General features: G+C 65.1%; 17 protein-coding genes, 1 tRNA gene and 1 pseudogene. 13 read left to right on the top strand and 6 right to left on the bottom strand.

Annotation, left to right across the window (positions count from 1 at the left end):
* Nucleotides 1-498: 498 nt before the first annotated feature.
* The 5 genes and pseudogenes from MNI96_RS21985 to MNI96_RS08820 form a co-directional block, all read left to right on the top strand.
* Nucleotides 499-705, top strand: a pseudogene (locus MNI96_RS21985) (DUF1427 family protein); the annotation flags it as partial.
* A 70-nt stretch (nt 706-775) separates the two neighbouring features.
* Nucleotides 776-1375 carry an MFS transporter gene (locus tag MNI96_RS08835; protein WP_249693008.1) on the top strand — a complete coding sequence of 200 codons (600 nt, stop codon included), beginning with the start codon at nt 776-778 and terminating at the stop codon, nt 1373-1375.
* Between the two features lie 32 nt (nt 1376-1407).
* On the top strand, nt 1408-2238 hold the full coding sequence (locus MNI96_RS08830) for an alpha/beta fold hydrolase (protein WP_249692273.1): 831 nt from the start codon (nt 1408-1410) through the stop codon (nt 2236-2238).
* 178 nt (nt 2239-2416) lie between these two features.
* A complete protein-coding gene (locus MNI96_RS08825; RefSeq protein ID WP_249692271.1) occupies nt 2417-3445 on the top strand; it encodes a homoserine dehydrogenase in 1029 nt (342 codons plus the stop codon).
* The gene (locus tag MNI96_RS08820) at nt 3442-4146 is read left to right on the top strand and encodes a glutamine amidotransferase (protein ID WP_249692270.1); all 705 of its coding nucleotides are present in this window, start codon (nt 3442-3444) and stop codon (nt 4144-4146) included. Before MNI96_RS08825 ends, MNI96_RS08820 begins: the two co-directional genes overlap by 4 nt.
* Nucleotides 4147-4189: 43 nt before the next feature.
* Here MNI96_RS08820 and MNI96_RS08815 read toward each other — a convergent pair whose 3' ends face one another.
* Entirely contained in the window at nt 4190-5101 is a 912-nt protein-coding gene (locus MNI96_RS08815) for a helix-turn-helix domain-containing protein (RefSeq protein WP_249692268.1), read from the bottom strand.
* Between the two features lie 250 nt (nt 5102-5351).
* Here MNI96_RS08815 and MNI96_RS08810 point away from each other — a divergent pair, with 250 nt between their 5' ends.
* Both MNI96_RS08810 and MNI96_RS08805 read left to right on the top strand, forming a co-directional pair.
* A complete protein-coding gene (locus tag MNI96_RS08810; protein WP_249692266.1) occupies nt 5352-5963 on the top strand; it encodes a TetR-like C-terminal domain-containing protein in 612 nt (203 codons plus the stop codon).
* Nucleotides 5964-6176: 213 nt separating this feature from the next.
* Nucleotides 6177-7640 (top strand): catalase, encoded by a 1464-nt coding sequence (locus tag MNI96_RS08805; RefSeq protein WP_249693006.1) that lies wholly within the window; start codon nt 6177-6179, stop codon nt 7638-7640.
* Between the two features lie 11 nt (nt 7641-7651).
* Here MNI96_RS08805 and MNI96_RS08800 read toward each other — a convergent pair whose 3' ends face one another.
* The 3 genes from MNI96_RS08800 to MNI96_RS08790 all read right to left on the bottom strand — a co-directional run bounded on the left by MNI96_RS08800 (nt 7652) and on the right by MNI96_RS08790 (nt 11530).
* On the bottom strand, nt 7652-9034 hold the full coding sequence (locus tag MNI96_RS08800) for an aldehyde dehydrogenase family protein (protein ID WP_249692264.1): 1383 nt from the start codon (nt 9032-9034) through the stop codon (nt 7652-7654).
* A 23-nt stretch (nt 9035-9057) separates the two neighbouring features.
* The gene (locus MNI96_RS08795) at nt 9058-10713 is read right to left on the bottom strand and encodes an acetolactate synthase large subunit (protein ID WP_249692263.1); all 1656 of its coding nucleotides are present in this window, start codon (nt 10711-10713) and stop codon (nt 9058-9060) included.
* A gap of 130 nt (nt 10714-10843) precedes the next feature.
* Entirely contained in the window at nt 10844-11530 is a 687-nt protein-coding gene (locus MNI96_RS08790) for a type 1 glutamine amidotransferase domain-containing protein (RefSeq protein ID WP_249693005.1), read from the bottom strand.
* Between the two features lie 711 nt (nt 11531-12241).
* On the opposite strand from MNI96_RS08790, the gene MNI96_RS08785 reads away from it, so the two are divergent.
* The 3 genes from MNI96_RS08785 to MNI96_RS08775 all read left to right on the top strand — a co-directional run bounded on the left by MNI96_RS08785 (nt 12242) and on the right by MNI96_RS08775 (nt 15617).
* Nucleotides 12242-13177: a pirin family protein gene (locus MNI96_RS08785; RefSeq protein ID WP_249692261.1), complete on the top strand. Its 936-nt coding sequence runs from the start codon at nt 12242-12244 to the stop codon at nt 13175-13177.
* Nucleotides 13178-13202: 25 nt separating this feature from the next.
* Nucleotides 13203-14453, top strand: a complete 1251-nt coding sequence (locus MNI96_RS08780; RefSeq protein ID WP_249692258.1) for a DUF5996 family protein — start codon at nt 13203-13205, stop codon at nt 14451-14453.
* A 165-nt stretch (nt 14454-14618) separates the two neighbouring features.
* Entirely contained in the window at nt 14619-15617 is a 999-nt protein-coding gene (locus tag MNI96_RS08775; RefSeq protein WP_249692257.1) for a zinc-dependent alcohol dehydrogenase family protein, read from the top strand.
* 115 nt (nt 15618-15732) lie between these two features.
* On the opposite strand, the gene MNI96_RS08770 is transcribed toward MNI96_RS08775, so the two are convergent.
* Nucleotides 15733-16497: an alpha/beta hydrolase gene (locus tag MNI96_RS08770; protein ID WP_249692255.1), complete on the bottom strand. Its 765-nt coding sequence runs from the start codon at nt 16495-16497 to the stop codon at nt 15733-15735.
* A gap of 249 nt (nt 16498-16746) precedes the next feature.
* Here MNI96_RS08770 and MNI96_RS08765 point away from each other — a divergent pair, with 249 nt between their 5' ends.
* The 3 genes from MNI96_RS08765 to MNI96_RS08755 all read left to right on the top strand — a co-directional run bounded on the left by MNI96_RS08765 (nt 16747) and on the right by MNI96_RS08755 (nt 18288).
* Entirely contained in the window at nt 16747-17154 is a 408-nt protein-coding gene (locus MNI96_RS08765; protein ID WP_249692252.1) for a winged helix-turn-helix transcriptional regulator, read from the top strand.
* Between the two features lie 95 nt (nt 17155-17249).
* The gene (locus MNI96_RS08760; RefSeq protein ID WP_249692250.1) at nt 17250-17732 is read left to right on the top strand and encodes a recombinase family protein; all 483 of its coding nucleotides are present in this window, start codon (nt 17250-17252) and stop codon (nt 17730-17732) included.
* Between the two features lie 70 nt (nt 17733-17802).
* Nucleotides 17803-18288 (top strand): hypothetical protein, encoded by a 486-nt coding sequence (locus MNI96_RS08755; protein ID WP_249692247.1) that lies wholly within the window; start codon nt 17803-17805, stop codon nt 18286-18288.
* Nucleotides 18289-18332: 44 nt separating this feature from the next.
* On the opposite strand, the gene MNI96_RS08750 is transcribed toward MNI96_RS08755, so the two are convergent.
* Nucleotides 18333-18409 (bottom strand) — tRNA-Met (locus tag MNI96_RS08750).
* Nucleotides 18410-18420 lie beyond the last annotated feature (11 nt).

The raw sequence follows: 18420 nt of genomic DNA, 5'->3' as shown, positions 1-18420 counted from the left end.
GCTCGTCGAGAGGATGAAGGCGGCCGGATCCGAACATCCTCGCGAGCTGTCCGTGAGCGGTACCCGAGTTGGCCGTCGCTCTTCAGCTTTCCGCTGATTTGAGAATATCAATTCAACCCTGTGGGGAGACTGATAGCAGATTGCTAGCTTGTCAATTGCATCTTGCAAATAAATGCTGCAGTGCAAAATGTTTGAGCAATCGCCTGAAAATCCAACACGGGCGGTCCCCCGGCCGTGCACCCGAAACGTCGTTCGGCGCGGCCGCTCGCAGGACGGCATACCCGAAGCCTATGCCGGCCGGGCCAGACAGGCGTTCTCCGCGGCGCCGCAGCAGCCGGCCGAAGTCACCACCGTAAAGGATGTGGCGGAAGCGGTCTGGATGGCCTGACGACTTTCCCTCGGCAAGAGCCCGCAAGATCGGCACCGTCATCGCAGGTCCTGCGCCGCGGCAAGCAGGCACGGGCAGTAGAGTAAGCCTCGCAAAGCCAACCTGCCTGCATGCCGTGCACCTTCCGGCGGCTTTTGGGCGGCGGTTATGGCGAGGCGGCGCCCGTCTCCTCAGGCACCGGCTGGCATTCGGACCAAGGGATCTGCACCGGGACATCGATCATGGGCCAACTTCAACCCCACGTTCTTTCGCTGGTCGTCGGTCTCGGGATCGGCGTGCTCTATGGCCTGGTGTCCGTTCGCTCGCCGGCGCCCCCGATCATCGCCTTGGTCGGCCTCTCACGCATGCTTGCAGGTGAGGCGGGCGTACAGCGGCTCCCCGGGATGGGTGAAGGCGTGCGCGCGCGCCGTCTACATCCTCGTGTTTCAGGGCGCCATGGCGGGCGGGAGCATTTTGTGGGGCTCGATCGCCGCGAGCACCAGCGTCCCCACCGCTCCGGTGCTGGCGGCCGCCGGACAGGCGGCGGCGCTGATGCTGGCGTTCCGCCGACGCCTGCCGCAGGAGACGGCCAACGACCTGGCACCCTCGAACCCTTGGGCGGATCCGGTGGTCTTCGTTCAGCCGGCGGACGACCGCGGGCCGGTTCTCATCCACATCGAATATCTGGTCGAGCCCGCGCGCCTTCCCGATTTCATCACCGCGCTGCGCGATTTCCGGTCATCGCGGCAGCGTGACGGCGCCATCCGCTGGGACGTCTGGGAAGACGTCGCGGAGCCAGGGCGCATCGCCGAAAGCTTCGTCGTCGAGAGCTGGGTCGAGAACCAGCGCCAGCATGCCTGCGCGACCCATGCCGACCAACTCGATCAGCAACTGCTCCAGGCAGTCCAGTCGGCGATCGGCCGCCCGTCGTGCAGCATTTGTCGAGGCCGCCATGACCGACCGGGCGCACGCGGAACCGGTCGTCCCGCCGCCCGGCCATACTCGTAAATCCCTCGAAGCCAACGAAAGGAAGACATGCCATGACCACCATCACCATGAATGACGGCACGAAGCTGTTCTACAAGGATTGGGGACCGAAAGATGCGCAGCCCATCATGTTTCACCATGGCTGGCCGCTGAGCTCGGACGACTGGGACACCCAGATGCTGTTCTTCCTGTCCAAAGGCTATCGGGTGATCGCGCATGACCGGCGCGGCCATGGCCGGTCCGACCAGACCGACACCGGCAACGACATGGACACCTATGCCTCGGACGTGGCTGAGATCGCCAAGGCGCTCGATCTGCGCGACGCGGTGCATATCGGCCATTCGACCGGCGGCGGCGAAGTCACGCGCTATGCGGCGCGTGCCGAGCGCGGCCGGGTGGCCAAGGCCATTCTGATCGCGGCGATCCCGCCGGTGATGGCTCGGTCCGATGCCAACCCGGACGGCGTTCCGATGGAGGTCTTCGACGGAATCCGCGAAGGGGTCCTCACGAACCGTGCGCAGTTCTACCGCGATCTGCCGAGCGGACCCTTCTATGGGTTCAACCGGGAGGGTGCGAAGATGAGCCAGGGCCTGATCGACAATTGGTGGCGGCAGGGCATGGCCGGCGGTGCCAAGGCGCATTACGACTGCGTCGAAGTGTTTTCGGAGACCGACTTCACGGAGGACCTGAAGGCAATCACCATTCCTGTGCTGATCATTCACGGCGAGGACGATCAGATCGTTCCGATCGAGAACTCGGCCCACAAGGCGATCAGGCTCGTCAGGGACGGCACGCTGAAGACCTATCCCGGCCTGTCTCACGGCCTGTTCGCCACCCATCCGGAGGTGGTGAATCCGGATATGCTGGCCTTCATCCGCGCCTGAGACGGCTTCGCCGACGGCAAGCGGCGGTCGTGCCATCCGCGACCGCCGCAAGCACGCCTCGGGTACGCGCTCGTCGTCGCTGGCGTGAAGAAAGAGCCGGGTCGCAACGGGAGAGTGGTCGGCGCTGTTCGAAGCGTTGGCAATCCGGCTCGGCTCTCGAAGATAAGGCATTGAAATCATGAAGATCGTCAGAGTTGCAATTGCCGGTTTCGGGGGCGTGGGCCGCGCAACGGCCACTCTCCTCCTAAACCGCCGGCCTCGTTACCGGCAGGTTCATGACGCCGACATTCGCCTCGTCGCCGTCTGCGGATCGCGAGCCGGATTGGCCGACCCGGACGGTCTCGAAGCCGGGCGCCTTGAGGCGCTCGAGCCGGGCCTGACCGGCCCGGCCTTCATCGAGGCGAGCGGCGCCGACATTCTCATCGAGGCGGGGCCCAGCGATTTTCGAACCGGGGGGCCCGGTCTCGCCTATCTCCGATCCGCCCTCTCGGCGGGGCGCGACACCATCGTCATATCCAAAGGGGCGCTGGTCCACAGCGGACCGGACCTGCGGGACTTGGCGCGCTCCTCGGGCGCGATGCTGAAACTCAGCGGCGCCGCTGCCGCCGCGCTGCCGACGATCGATCTCCTCGAGCACAGCCTGAGAGGCTGCGAGGTGCTCGAAATCGAGGGCATTCTGAACGCAACCACCAACTACCTGCTCGATGCGATGATGAACCAGAACCTAGGCTTCGACGAGGCGCTGGCGCGCGCCCAGGCAGGCGGCTTCGCGGAAGCCGACCCGCGCAACGACACCGAAGGCTGGGACACCGCCAGCAAGCTCATCCTCATCGCCAATTTCGGCCTCGATGCCGACCTGACGATGGACGACCTGGTCGTCGAGGGCATTCAATCGGTCACGGAGCAGTGCATCGCTGCATGGCGAAAACAGCGTCTCGTTCCAAAACTCGTCGGGAGCCTCGTCCGGACGGACGGGGCGACGCGGGCGGCCGTCGGCGTCCGGACCTACCCGATGACCGACCCGTTCGCGCATGTGTCGGGAAAGAACAAGGCGATCCGCATCACGACGGACGCCATGGGCGAGACGATCGCGATCGGATCCGGCACGGAGCCTCTCGCCACCGCGGCCGCCGCGCTGAAGGATCTCGAACATATCCTGACGGCGAGAGCGGCGCGGGCCGGTCACGGTTCGGGAGGAGAGGCATGACGCGGAGAACCGTGCAGGCCATTCGCCATATCGGTTTCGAGGATCTCGGCAGCTTCGCGGCCCCCTTGAGAGAGGCCGGCTACGACATCGAATACATCGACGTGGCCGAGCGCGATCCGGCAACGCTCGATCCCCTCGCCGCCGAACTCCTCGTGGTTCTGGGCGGTCCGATCGGCGTCTATGATCATGACGCCTATCCGGTCGTCACCGACGAGATCCGCCTGCTGCGGGCGCGGCTCGCGGCCGACCGGCCGACGCTCGGCATCTGCCTCGGCGCACAGCTGATGGCGGCAGCCTCCGGTGCCCGAATCTATCCGGGTCCGGCCAAGGAGATCGGCTGGTCTGCGCTCGACCTGTCGGACGCAGCCGTGCTCAATCCTCTCGCTGTGCTGCGCGGCGTACCGGTGCTTCACTGGCATGGCGACACGTTCGACCTGCCGGAAGGCTGTACTCTCCTCGCATCTACCCCGCTTTGCACGAACCAGGCGTTTTCGCGCGGACCGAATGTGCTCGGCCTCCAGTTCCACCCGGAAGTTCTGGGCGCGCGGTTCGAGCACTGGCTTCTGGGCCACGCCAATGAACTGGCAACGGCAGGCATCGACCCGGTTGCGCTGCGCCTCGATGCGCGGCGCCATGCCGGCAGGCTCGAGCAAGCCGGTGCCGCCTTGCTGACCGGTTGGCTGTCACGACTGACGCGCTAAATCCATCGGCAAGCTTCCCGCCGCCAGGCGCCGCCATTGAAAGTCACTGCGGCGCGATAGAACGCACCGGATCGCGCACCGCCCGGCGATAATCGGTCGGGCTCATGTGCCGGTGCTTGATGAACACCCGGGCCAGCACCTGGTTCGACGAATAACCCACCTCCTGCGCGATCTCCGTGACCGGAATGTCTGTCTGCTCGAGAAGCTCGCAGGCTTTTTCGATCCTCAGTTGCGTCAGGTACACCCGTGGCGGCACGCCGACGCTCTGCTTGAACATGCGCGCGAAATGAAATGGCGACAGCCGCGCTTCGGCCGCCAACTCGTCGAGGCTGATGTCTTCGGAAAGCCGCGCCCGCATGAGCTCCAGACAGCGCCGCTGTGCCCAGGGGGCCAGGCCGCCCTTTGCAGTCGCCAACGGTGCCCCGCCCAACCGGCACAACTCGGCCAGAATCTCCAAACCCGCGGCCCGCGCCAGCAGACGCGACGGCGCACCCTCCTCATCGCACAAGACCCACAGATTCCGGATGGCCGACCGGATAGCGGGAGAGACGAACGTCCCCATACAGAGTTTCTGATAGTCCACGGGGAACTGCCCATCGGCGGCTTCATCCAGAACGGACTGCCACTGTGCCAATGGGAACGACAAGCTTCGAAGCTCATGAGCCGCGTCGACAATGACCGTGTTTGCGAACTTCGGGGCGGAGAGAAAAAAGCCGCCCTTCTCACTCTTCACATCGAAGCGTCCCCCTCCCATGTCGCCGCTGACGCGGCTGCCACCGTGCAGGTCCTGATACAGGACGAGATCCGGGACGGCGGGGTCGGACATGTCTCCGGCCGGCTGCGCGGCCTCCAGCAGATGAATGATGTCGCCTGCGGACTTCATCGTTCGCACATAGTGCGCAAGGTGACCCTTGCTGTACCATTGAGCAAAAGAATGATAGGCAGGCACGGTCACGTTGTGTCTCCTATGCTTCTCGCAGCCCTCCCAGTGCGAGCCAGCGGCCTGTTTCGCGCCGCGCAGACCAACCGGAAGACGCAATGGATCAAAGCGAATGCCTTCGTTTCGGCGGCGTGCGAGAGGCGGTGCCGCGCTCTTCGTCTCTGCCCCCGAAATCAGTCAGAAACGCCCCGGTGAAGCTCGCCTCGATCCCTTCTCACTCACGGGTTGAAACGCTACCGTTCCATCGACAGTGGAGGACTTCTGGATGGAACGCAAGAGTATCGACCTTACAAGAAGACGGAAACCGAGCGGGGCGGCGGTCATCCGGCCCGAACTGACCACGGCGCTGTTCAGGGCATTGTTCGAGGAGTGGGCAGAAACCGGCTTTGCGGCAGTAAGCCTGGAGCGCGTGGCGGCACGGGCGGGCGCAGGCAAGGCGGCCATATACCGGCGATGGACATCGAAGCTGGAGTTCGCGTGCGAAGCGATACGAAGCGTCGAGGTCATGCGGTTGGGGTCCACCGACCAGCGGTCGCTGCAGGCGGACATCAGAGAATACCTTCGAGCGACGCGCGCGGTCCTGCGGCATCCTCTGGTCCGCCGTATAGTCCCCGATCTGGTCGCCGAACGTCTGAGATCGAACGAATTGGCCTCGATGCTGCTCGGTATCGCCGAGGCACGGCGACAGTTCGGACATCGACTGCTGGATCGCGCCATTGCCCGCAACGAACTGCGCGCCGACCTCGACAGGGAACTGGCGCTCGATCTTCTCTTCGCTCCCCTCTACTCCCGCATGATCGTCCGAGGGAAGAGCTTCTCGAAGGCTGAACTCGACAGGCTGGGCATCGCCCTGCATGCGGCGTTAAGGACCTGCTGAAACAGGGGCGACGCCACAGGAGGGCGCGCGGACGCTGCTTCCGCCGGCATGGTGACCGCCCGACCCTCCTCGACCCTCCGACCCTCGGCGAAACATCGCAAGAACGGCATCGTCACCGCAGGGGCTGCGACGCCCTGCCGGCGCGGTTCGTTAGCCTGTCCAGCGGATACACCGCCAGACAGCGCGCGGTGTGGACGAAAGGAAGGATCGAGGATGCCTCCGCAGGACGATCGGAACCCACGCCTGACGACAACTGCCGGCGCACCCGTTGCCGACAACCAGAACAGCCTGACCGCCGGCGATCGCGGCCCGGTGCTCATGCAGGACTGGAAGCTGATCGAGAAGCTGGCCCACCAGAACCGGGAACGGATCCCCGAGCGGGTGGTCCACGCCAAGGGCTGGGGTGCGCATGGCACCCTCAGGATCACGGGCGACATATCGCACCTGACCTGCGCCAAGGTGCTGCAGCCCGGCGCCGAGACCCCCATGATCGCGCGCTTCTCGACGGTTGCGGGAGAAATGGGAGCGGCCGATCATGAGCGGGACGTTCGCGGTTTCGCGCTCAAGTTCTATACCGAGGAGGGCAATTGGGATCTGGTGGGCAACAATACGCCGGTCTTCTTCGTTCGCGATCCGCTCAAGTTCCCCGATTTCATCCGCACTCAGAAGCGTCACCCGCGCACCAATTTGCGGTCGGCAACGGCGATGTGGGATTTCTGGTCCCTGTCACCGGAAAGCCTGCATCAGGTGACGATCCTCTTCTCCGACCGCGGTCTGCCTGTCGGCCCGATGCACATGAACGGCTACGGCAGCCACACCTACAGCCTGTGGAACGACGCTGGCGAGCGCGTCTGGGTCAAGTTTCATTTCAAGACGTCTCAGGGGCATCGCCACTATACCAACGCCGAGGCGGAAGGGGTCGTCGGCAGAACCAGGGAAGGCTATCAGGAAGCCCTGTTCGGCGCGATCGAGGAAGGAAACCACCCTCGATGGATCGTGCAGATCCAGGTCATGACGGAAGCGCAGGCGGGCGAATTGCCCTTCAATCCGTTCGACGTCACCAAGGTCTGGCCCCATGCCGATTTTCCGCCGATCGACATCGGCGTGCTCGAACTCAACCGCAATCCCGACAATTACTTTGCCGAGATCGAACTGCTTGCCTTCAGTCCCTCGAACGTCGTACGCGGCATCGGCCATTCGCCCGACAGGATGCTGCAGGGCAGAATCTTCGCCTATGCGGACGCCCATCGCTACAGGCTGGGCACTCACTACGAGGCGCTGCCGATCAACCGGCCTCGGTGCCCGGTGCATCATTATCACAAGGATGGGGCGATGCGCTTCTTCGGCAGCATGCCCAATCCGGATGCCTATTACGAGCCGAACAGCTTCGGCGGTCCGATGGAAGATGGCTCGTTCGCCGAACCGCCACTCCAGATCGAAGGTCCGGCTGCCCGGTTCGATCATCGGGAGGGAAACGACGATTTCACCCAGCCCCGCGCGCTGTTCCTGCTGTTCGACGACGCGCAGAAGGCGCGGCTGTTCGCCAACATCGCCGACGCGATGCGCGGCATTCCCGATGCCATCGCGGAACGGCAGATCGAGCTGTTTCGGCAGGTCCATCCAGACTTCGGTGCCGGCGTCTGCGCCGCGCTGGACGCGCTGGACCCGCAGTTCTGATCGAACGGGAATCAGCTCCTGCGCATCAGGATCATCTTTTCCTGCGTCATGTCGCGCATCGTGTAGGGAATGCCGCCGGTTCCGTATCCGGATTCCCTGCGGCCGGCAAAGGGCATCCAGTCGGTGCGGAAGGCCGTGGGATCGTTGATCATCACGGCCGAGGCATCGAGACGGTCGGCGGCGCGCAGCGCGATATCGATGTCCTGGGCGAAGATGCTCGCCTGGAAGGCGGTCGGCAACGCATTTGCCCGACGGATCGCGTCGTCGAGATCGCGGTAGCGATAGACCGCGACGACAGGGCCGAAAACCTCCAGCGTCGATATCCTCGCATCGGCGGCGGGATCGAGCAGAACCGCCGGCTGCAGGGTCGTCTCGGACAGGCGCTTGCCGCCGGTCGCAAGCACGGCTCCGCCCTCCACCGCCTCCTCGATCCACTGCGCGATCCGGTCGGCCTCGCGCGGCAGGATCAGCGGCCCGACTTCGGTGTCCTTCAGGGCGGGGTCGGCGGTGCGCAGTCTTTCCACGCGGGCGATCAGTTTCTGCGTGAACGCGTCGGCGATGTCGCTATGGACGAAGATGCGCTGCGTCGACACGCAGACCTGCCCGGCATGGTAGTAGCCGCCCTTGACGATCGGCTCGACGACCCTGTCGAGATCCGCGCTGCGGTCGATGATGGCCGGCGCGGCGCCGCCATGCTCCAGCGCCGAACGCGTGCCGGGGGCGAGCTTGGACTGCAGGGACCAGCCGACCCGGGCAGAGCCGATGAAGCTGAGGAAGGCGACCCGGCTATCGGTCGCCAGCCTTTCGGCCAGTGCGGTATCTTCCGTGACGAAGGTCTGGCACCACGGCTCGGGAAGGCCCGCCTCTCGAACCAGCGCCACGAACTCGAGGCAGGACAGCGGCGTCGTGGTCGCCGGCTTGACGATGACCGGGCAGCCGACCGCGATGGCCGGCGCGACCTGGTGAACGATCAGGTTCAGCGGATGGTTGAAGGCGGAAATCGCCGCGACGATGCCGATAGGCTCTTTGGTGGTGAAGGCCCAGCGGTTCTCGGCGGCCGCGGAAAGGCCCATCGGGATTTCGCGGCCGGCGAAATTGCGCAGCTCGTCGGCGGCGTTGTGGACGCCGTCGATGGCGCGACCGGTCTCGACGATCGCGTCGGGCAGCGGCTTGCCGCCCTCGCGCGCGATCTGCATGGCCAGGTGATCGCGCTTGCCCTCCATCAGCAGGGCCAGCTTGCGCAGGATCGCAATCCGCCGGTGAGGCTTCAGCCAGCCCTCGCGATCCCTGAAGACGCGATCGGCCGCCTGCAGCTTGCGCTCCAGTGCGGCGGCATCGTCGGTCTCGATCTCCGTCATCGGCGTGCGATCGAAGGCTTGCACGACAGTCAGCATGGGCGGTGCTCCTCGGCCTGCAGTCAGGCGCATTCCACGTCGGGCGTGCGGTTGCGCAACTCGTCGACCAGCACGCGCGTGTTTTCGGAATAGTCGATCGACACATCGACCAGATGGACCCCGCCGCCGGCGAACGCGGCCTCGAGCGTGGGCACGAGATCCTCGGCGGCCGCGACCCGCGATCCCTTAGCGCCATAGGCCTCGGCATAGCGCACGAAGTCGGGATTGCCGAAGCTCATGCCGAAATCCGGGAACCCGTCGACCGCCTGCTTCCAGCGGATCATGCCGTAGGCGCTGTCGTTGAGAATGACGAGGACGAGGTTCAGGCCGAGGCGGACCGCCGTTTCCATCTCCTGCGAGTTCATCATGAAGCCGCCGTCGCCGCAGACCGCCATGACGCGGCGGTCCGGATGAAGCATTGCCGCCATCATCGCCGAGGGCAGGCCGGCGCCCATCGTGGCGAGCGCATTGTCGAGCAACAGGGTGTTGGCGACATGGGTGCGGTAGTTGCGGGCGAACCAGATCTTGTACATGCCGTTGTCGAGGCACACGATGCCGTCCTCCGGCATCACCTTGCGAACGTCGTGAACGATGCGCTGGGGCGTGAGCGGAAAGCGGTCCTCCTCGGCGCGGTCGTTGAGGCGGGCGAGGATACGCTGGCGCAGGTCGAGCAGTCCCTCGTCGGGCGTCAGCTTTCCTTCGAGCCGCCCGGCAAGCCCCTCGACGGCAGCGCCGATGTCGCCGATCACCTCGATGTCCGGATGGTAGACCTGCTCGACCGTGGCCGATTGGTAGCCGACATGGATGACCCGCGGCCCGCCGGCGCTTTTCATCAGGAAGGGCGGCTTCTCGACCGTATCGTGGCCGATGGCGATGATCAGGTCGGCGCGCTCCACGGCCTCGTGGACGTAGTCGCCCTCCGACAGCGCCGCGGTTCCCATATAGAGGTTCGAGCCGCCGGTGACCGCGCCCTTGCCCATTTGCGTGTTGAAGAACGGCAGCCGCGTGCGCCTCACGAAATCCGAAAGCGCCTCGACCAGCGCAGGCCTGTTGCCCGACGCGCCGATCATCACGAGCGGCCGCCTGGCGGCAAGGATCATCCGCGCCGCGCCGTCGAGCGACGGGCTGGAGGCGACAGGCCGCTCCGCGGTATGCACCGGAATGAGAGAGGCGGTCTCGACCTCCTCGGCCGCGACGTCCTCCGGCAGCTCCAGATGCACCGGCCCGGGCCGCTCCTCCGTCGCGACGCGAAAGGCATCGCGTACCGTCGAGGGTATGGCGGCCGCGCTGACGATCTGGCGCGTCATCTTGGTCAGCGGCTTCATCGATGCCACGATGTCGACGATCTGGAAGCGGGCCTGCTTGGCGCTCATTATCGGCTTCTGGCCCGTAATGAGGATCATCGGCATGGCCCCGAGATGCGCGTAGGCCGCACCGGTGGAGAGGTTCAGCGCGCCGGGGCCGAGCGTGGCCAGGCAAACGCCGGGCCTGCCCGTCAGCCGTCCATGCGTCGCGGCCATGAAGGCCGCGGCCTGCTCATGACGGGTCAGGACCAGCTCGATGCCGGAGGTTCGCAAGGCCTCCAGGAGGTCGAGATTCTCCTCGCCCGGCACTCCGAAGACGCGGTCGACGCCCTCGTTCTCCAGCGCGGCAACAAAAAGGTCCGATCCTTTGGGCATGGTTTAGAGCCTTGTGTTGACGGTTTCGATGGAACGCACGGCGATCCTACACGGGTACGCGCAAGTGCCGCCATCGTTCCGCGGTCCCGCAGCCGTCGGGCAGCTTCCCGAAGGAACAGTACTTAGGCGCTCATGCCGATGTCTTCAGCACTTCGACCAGGCGCTCGGCAGCCGGGGCCGAGGAAGCCGGGTTCTGGCCGGTGATCAGCAGGCCGTCCTGTACGAAGTACGGTCCCCAGTCGGGACCCTTCGAATAGATGCCGCCCTTGGCCTGCAACTCGTCCTCGACGAGGAACGGCACGACGTCCGTCAGCCCGACGGCGGCCTCCTCGCTGTTGGTGAAGCCGGTGACCTTCTTTCCTTCGACGAGCGGACGGCCGTTCGGCGTCTTGACGTGACGGAGCACGCCCGGCGCGTGGCACACCAGGGCGACCGGCTTGTCCGCGGAAAGGAAACTTTCGATCAGCGCCGCCGAGACCGGGCTTTCGGCGAGATCCCACATCGGGCCGTGGCCGCCTGGATAAAAGACCGTATCGAAATCAGCCTGGGATATGTCGGCGAGCTTCACGGTATTCGCCAGCGCTTCCCGCGCCTCGGCGTCGGCCTCGAAGCGGCGCGTGTCCTCGGTCTGGAAGTCGGGCTCGTTGCTTTTGGGATCAAGCGGCGGCTGACCGCCGTCCGGCGACGCGAGCGTGATCTCGTAGCCAGCTTCCTTGAACACATAATAAGGCGCGGCCAGCTCTTCGAGCCAGAAACCGGTCTTGCGGCCGGTGTCGCCGAGCTGATCATGCGACGTCAGGATCATTACAACTTTCATGGCTTTATTCTCCAATAAGATGTTGCTGGTCCGGGCCGCAGCGGCGGCTAGAATGATGGCGGGCGCGAAATCGACAAATTCGGTGCGATCGTACTCGCCGACGCCGAATACATCGAGCCCGACATGGTGAGCGGCCTCGATATTCTCCAGAAGGTCCGCCATGCGATCGGTTGCCGAGGGAGGCAGCCCTGTCGCCAGGTCGCGAAGGATGGCCGCGAAACCGTCGACGTGGTGTCGACGATGGGTCCTCGCAAGTCGTTATCGGTCCTGATCGAGCGCCGTGGACGACGAAGCGAAGCAAGGCCGTTGCGGAAAGCCATTCCAGTCTCCTGAGTCCGGGGGAAGCGCTCATTGACTGGCGGTAAGTAGCGAATGCGCTCCGGCTCTGCGGTGCAGGACATGCCGCGCTGGTGCCGTTCTTGCGCCCTTTCCGGCCCGCCGCGACGCGGAGGCTTGAGTTCGTTCGGCTTCTCGGAAAGGGTGCGACCGAATTTCGGCGGATCCGTCGGCCGAAACGGGTGGCCGCCCGAGCCTGCGGCGAACGCGGCAGGCGATCTTTCCATCGGCGATGGGGTGGGGTCTGCCCTGCCGGGCGTGTTGCGACACGGGGGAAGCCGAACGGACATCGCAGACTGGCGGATGCCGGCTACGCGACCGCTCGGCAGGATCGGGCGATCCGAAGACGGATCCAAAGATAAGGGGATGACGCAGATGAGCTGGAACCCATCGATCGAACCGGGCTGTCCGGACGAGGTCGGCATCGATGCGATCGAGACGCTGATCGTCCCGCGCTCGCGCGACCTTGGCGGCTTCGAGGTCCGGCGCGCCCTGCCCGCGCCGAAGCGGCAGATGGTCGGGCCTTTCATCTTCTTCGATCAGGCCGGGCCGGCCGAGCTGCTGACCGGCCAGGGCGTCGATGTCCGGCCGCATCCGCATATCGGCCTAGGCACGGTCACCTACCTGTTCAAGGGCGACTTCCATCATCGCGACAGCACCGGCGCCGACCAGATCATCAGTCCCGGCGCGCTGAACTGGATGGTCGCGGGGCGCGGCGTCACCCATTCGGAGCGCACGTCGGCGGCGGCGCGGAACGGTCCGAACAGCCTGTTCGGGATCCAGACCTGGCTGGCCCTGCCGGACAGCCATGAGGATGTGGCACCCAGCTTCGAGCATCACGGCAAGGAGACCCTGCCCGTCATCGAGGATCGCGGCGTCACCGTTCGGCTCATTCTCGGAAACGCCTACGGCAAGACCGCGCCCGCGACGATGCTCTCCGAGACATTCTACGCCGATGTGAGGCTTGAGCCGGGAAGCCGGCTGCCGATGCCGGACAACCACGAAGACCGCGGCATCTACATCGTCGAAGGCTCGATCTCGGTGGCCGGACAGGAGTTCGAGGCCGGCCGGATGATGGTCTTCCGCCCCGGCGACCCTATCACCGTGGCCGCGGAAGGCCAGGGCGCGCGGCTGATGATCCTCGGCGGCGCGACCTTCAACGGACCGCGCTACATCTGGTGGAACTTCGTCGCCTCCTCGCAGGAGCGCATCGAAGCCGCCAAGGCCGAATGGCGCGCCGCGAGCTGGGGCAAGGGACGCTTCGACCTGCCCGCCGGCGACCGCAACGAGCACATTCCCCTTCCGGATTGACCGGAAGCCGTATGGAGAAACGACCATGAACAAGTGGCCGCAACTTGATTATCTCAGTTGGCGCGAGACGTGTTCAGCCCTGCATCTCTATCTCCAGATCGCCGGCAAATACCGGCTGGCACACACACCCTGGCTCAATCATTCGTGGAACGCGACCTTCTACGTCACGCCCCACGGTTTGGCGTCCTCGCCCATCCCGGACGGTCCCGGCATCGAGATCTTGTTCGACTTGCGCGAGCACAGGATCGTCGGCACCTGCGGCAACGGTCGCCAGGAGTCGTTCGATCTTAGGCCAATGACGGTTGCGACATTCCACGCGAGCTTCGTGCAGCTGGTTTCCGATCTTGGCGGCACGCCTACCTTCCACGGCAGTCCGAACGAGGTGCCCTATCCGATTCCCTTCGCCGAGGATGATCGCGACCGGCCTTATGACCGCGAAGCCGTTCAGCGCTTCCATCAGGGTCTGATCGCGGTCGACAGGGTTTTCAACCGGTTCCGGACGTCGTTTGTGGGCAAGTCCAGCCCGGTTCACCTGTTCTGGGGCAGCTTCGACCTGGCCGTTACCCGCTTTTCGGGACGGCGCGCACCGCTCCATCCCGGCGGCGTTCCGGCCTTGCCGGATGACGTCGCGCAGGAGGCTTACGACCGCGAGGTCTCCTCGGCAGGTTTCTGGCCGGGCGGCGGCGGCATCGACTATCCAGCCTTCTATGCCTACGCCTACCCGGCGCCCGGCGGTTACCGCGCTGCGGCCGTGCAGCCCGATGCCGCATTCTGGCACGACGGACTGTCTGAATTCGTCCTCCCCTATGAGGCCGTGCAATCCGCCGCCGATCCCGACGAAGCGCTGATGGCATTCCTCGTTTCGACCTACGAGGCGGCGGCCGATCTCGGCGGCTGGGATCGCGATCTTCTGGAATGCGCGCACGGCACGCCACGGCAGGTGCGTGCGCCCGACGCCGAAACGGTCAGGCCCGCAGCCTCGAGCGGCGACGAGACGGTCGAGCGGGAGGATGGCGCGTCGAAGGGACGCTACCGCCTCGTCATCGACGGCGTCGAGGCCGAGATGACCTACAGCCGGGCTGGCGCCGGGATGATCATTATCGACCACACCGAGGTGCCGGCGGCGCTGCGCGGCCGCAAGGTCGGCGAGCGGCTGGTGCGCCAGGCGATCGAGGACGCGCGCCGCGAAGGGGTCGCCATCCTGCCGCTCTGCCCTTTCGCCAAGGCGCAGATCGCACGGCACCCGGAATGGCAGGACGTGGTACGCCGATCGTGAGAGGGGGCGGCGGAGCGTGACATCGCTCCCCGGCACCTTGATCGGCCGCCCCCTCCGGTCCCCGGACCGTCGCCGGGGGCCAAACGACGGCAATCACGCAGTCACGACCTCACAAGACGCCACCGGCAACCGGGCCGGAAATCGAGAGTGAGGAGAGGTAGGATCATGACCGACACCATGAAGGCGATCGTCCTGCAGACGTTCGGCGGCTACGACGCGTTCGAACTGCGCGATGTGCCCGTACCGGCGGTGGGGCCGCGACAAGTCCGGGTGCGCGTCCACGCCACCGCCATCAATCCCCTCGACTATCAGATCCGTCGCGGCGACTACGTCGACTACGTGCCGCTCCCTGCCATCATCGGTCACGACGTTTCCGGCGTGGTGGAAGAGAGGGGCGCCGATGTAAGCGAGTTCGAGACAGGCGACGAGGTCTACTACACGCCCAAGATCTTCGGCGGCCCCGGTTCCTATGCGGAGCAGCACGTCGTCGATGTCGATCTGGTTGCCCGCAAGCCGCGCAATCTCAGCCATCTGGAGGCTGCCAGTCTGACGCTGGTTGGCGGTACGATCTGGGAAGCTCTTGTGACCCGCGCCCAGCTTGCCGTCCATGAAACGGTGCTGATCCATGGCGGCGCCGGCGGTGTCGGCTCCGTGGCGATCCAGCTCGCCAAGGCGATGGGCGCACGGGTCCTCACGACGGCGCGCTCCAGCAACCATGATTTCGTGCGGTCGCTCGGTGCGGACGAGGTGATCGACTACACGTCCGGCGATTATGTCTCAGCCGTGGCGGACCTGACGGATGGGCAGGGGGTGAACGTCGTGTTCGATACGATCGGCGGCGACACCCTGACGAAAAGCCCGCTCATCCTCGCCGACGCCGGACGGGTGGTCAGCATCGTCGACATCGCGCAGCCGCAGAACCTGATCGAGGCCTGGGGCAAGAATGCCGCCTATCATTTCGTGTTCACCCGGCAGAACCGCGGCAAGCTCGACGCGCTGACAAACCTTGTCGAACGCGGCCTGATCAAGCCGGTCATCGGCGCGGTGCTGCCGCTGGCCCGGATCGGCGACGCGCACGAACTGCTCGAAGGCGGAGGCTCCCGTGGGCTTCGCGGCAAGGTGGCGATCGATGTCGTGGGCCGGACCGTCGAGCTTCCCGCCTAGCGATAGGGACGAGGACGGGCAAGACGGCAGGCCGAGGCGGCTGCGGTCGGCCCGCCGAGGCGGGACACCGGGAAAAGCGCACGGACCGGTTTGCCCGGCCCGTGCGGTAAACGCCCTATTCCACCGCCTTGGCGGCCTGCCGGATGAGGTCGGCCACCTCGTCCGGGCTCGTCATCGGCAGCATGTGACCGTTCTCGATATCGACGATCGTGGAGCCGGCCCGCTCGGACATCTGACGCTGCAGATCGGGCGCAATGGTCCGGTCGAGGGTCGCGATGGCCGACCAGCTCGGCTTCTCGTTCCAGGCCGCCACCCGAGCCTGGTAGTCGAGAATCGCGGTGTTCGATGCAGCCTGTGACCTTGCAACGTAGATCGCGTCTTCGCTGGACAAGCCGTTTCCGACGACGGAGACGAAGGCGTCTTCATTGACCAGGTAGTGACCGTCGTCGAAGACCGTGAGCTTGTCGGGCGTGAACTCGGTCGGAACCGAGGCCAACAGAGCCCCGCCGCTTTCGCCGGCGTCGGGTTGGAACGCCGCGACGTAGACGAGGCCCTTGACGTTCGGGTCCCCGCCGACTTCGCTGATCACCATGCCGCCGTAGGAATGCCCGACCAGCAGCATCGGGCCGTCCTGACTGTCGACAATCCGCTGTACCGCGGCAATGTCGTCCTCGGTGGAGGTCAGCGGCATCTGCACGATCGTGACTTTGTAGTCTTGCGCCGTGAGACGGTTGTAGACGTCGCGCCAGGTGCTGCCGTCGACATTCGCGCCATGCACGAGAACGATGTTGTTCACATCGGCGAGCGCCGCGCCCGATTGCGCGGTCAATGCACCGAGAGCGAGAGCGCAGGAAAGCATGAGAGCTTTTAGATGAGTCATGTTCGGGGTCTCTGCTGTTGTTCACGCTGAGGGACAGACGGACGGCAGTCCATGCTGTCTGGTGCCCCTGTCCTGCGGACGGGTTGCCGACGTCGCACGGGCTTCTCCAGACCGGCTTCGGCAACCGGCCGGACCGAACCTCGCCATCTATAGTTCCTCTTCGTGACTATTGATGGTTATGAAATGGCACTGCTATAAGAAGCACGCAAGACGGCACATGTCTGTAAGCCAGTGACCAGGAGGTAACTCATGGAGAAACTGATCCATGGCAGGCCCTACACGGAAACGAAGAAAGGCCCGGTCTTCACGCCATGCGCGCCGAACAGCATCCTTGCGAGGCTGGGGGACAAGTGGACGATCCTCGTCGTGAGCATTCTCGCACTGGATCCCGAAAGGCCTCTGCGTTTCTCTGAAATCAGGAACGGAATCCCGGAAATTTCGCAGCGCATGCTCACGCTCACGCTGCGAAACCTCCAGCGGGACGGCCTTGTCATCCGCCATTACTTCGCGGAGGTTCCCCCGCGCGTCGAATACCAATTGACGCCAATGGGCCGGACAATGCTCCCGGCTCTTGAAGGGTTCACCGATTGGATCAGGGAAAATTGGCAGGAGATCGAGCAGTCTCGCCAGCGGTTTGATGCAGCCGCCGGCAGTTAGCTCGGCGAACCAGGGCGTCGGCACCGATAAGGACGCCAGCACCTCCGGGGCGCGAGCCTGATCCTGCGTCCCGGCATGTCGGCCTCCAGGGCACGATGAACGCGCTGTTCCTCAAGGACCTTGCCGCCGAGACCCATCGCTGCATCCTTGGGCGCGTCGGGGAGGGCAAGTCGGGCGGCGGGCTCTGCTTCGGCTACAATGTCGTGAAGCAGCTCGATGCGCGCGACGATCCGATCCGGGGCGACCGCGAGATCGACGCAGCCGAGGCCAATGTCGTTCGGCGCATCTTGCGCGAATTTGCCGCAGGCATAGGCCCGCCCAAGGGCGCCGGCACCTTAAACGAGGAAGGCATCCTCGGCTCGTACGGCAAGCTTTGGAGCGACACGACCATCCGCGGCCACGTGAAGTGCGGCACGGGTCTGGTGAACAATGAACTCTGCATCGGTCGTCTCATCTGGAATCGGCTGCGCTATATCGAAGACTCGCCGGCTGGAAAGCGCGTGTCCCGGCTCAATCCGAAATCGGCATGGGTCGTCAAGGACGTTCCAGACCTGCGGATCGTCGATGACGAACTGTAGCGGGCTGGCCGCGACCGGCAGGGCGAGATCGCAGAGAAGAAGTACCGCCAACGTCACCGAGTCCGTGTGCATGTATAAGAGGCACCGTCTGAACGGTACGCGCCGACCGAAGTCGCTGCTGGCCTTGTGTTCTGCGGTCGCGGCGGAGGCTCCCACTCGCTTCGCGGCGCTGATCGCTTCGCCGGCTCGAACCCACATCGACAAGGGTTCCTGCTCCAACAGTCGCGGCATTGCGCGCGGGGACCTGGAGCGGCGTGTGCTTGTCGGGTTGAAAGGCCGGATGGTGGCGCCGGAGATCGTCGAGGACGCCATGCGCGCCCATGCGGAAGAGACGAACCGGCCGAACAGGGAACCGCGCTACGCAAAGAAGATCGTTGCGCTGACGAAGGCCCTCAACCACAAGGAGGAGCGACAGGGCGCGTCGCAGGATTTGCGCGCTCTGATGAAGATCTTGCCGACTCCCGGCCCGGAACGGGGAGGGGGGACCCCTACGCCACGCCGCACGGCGAACGATCCTCGAATGAACGGTGCGCCAAGTCATTGGAAATGCTGCTGAAACAAAAAAACCCGCCGCTAATGCGACGGGTTTGTCTGTATCGGTGGTTGCGGGGGCAGGATTTGAACCTGCGACCTTCAGGTTATGAGCCTGACGAGCTACCGGGCTGCTCCACCCCGCGTTGATATTGTT

It is taken from the genome of Stappia sp. WLB 29, from assembly GCF_023507705.1.
Taxonomy (GTDB): Bacteria; Pseudomonadota; Alphaproteobacteria; order Rhizobiales; family Stappiaceae; genus Stappia.
This window is presented reverse-complemented; position numbering and strand designations above follow the sequence as displayed.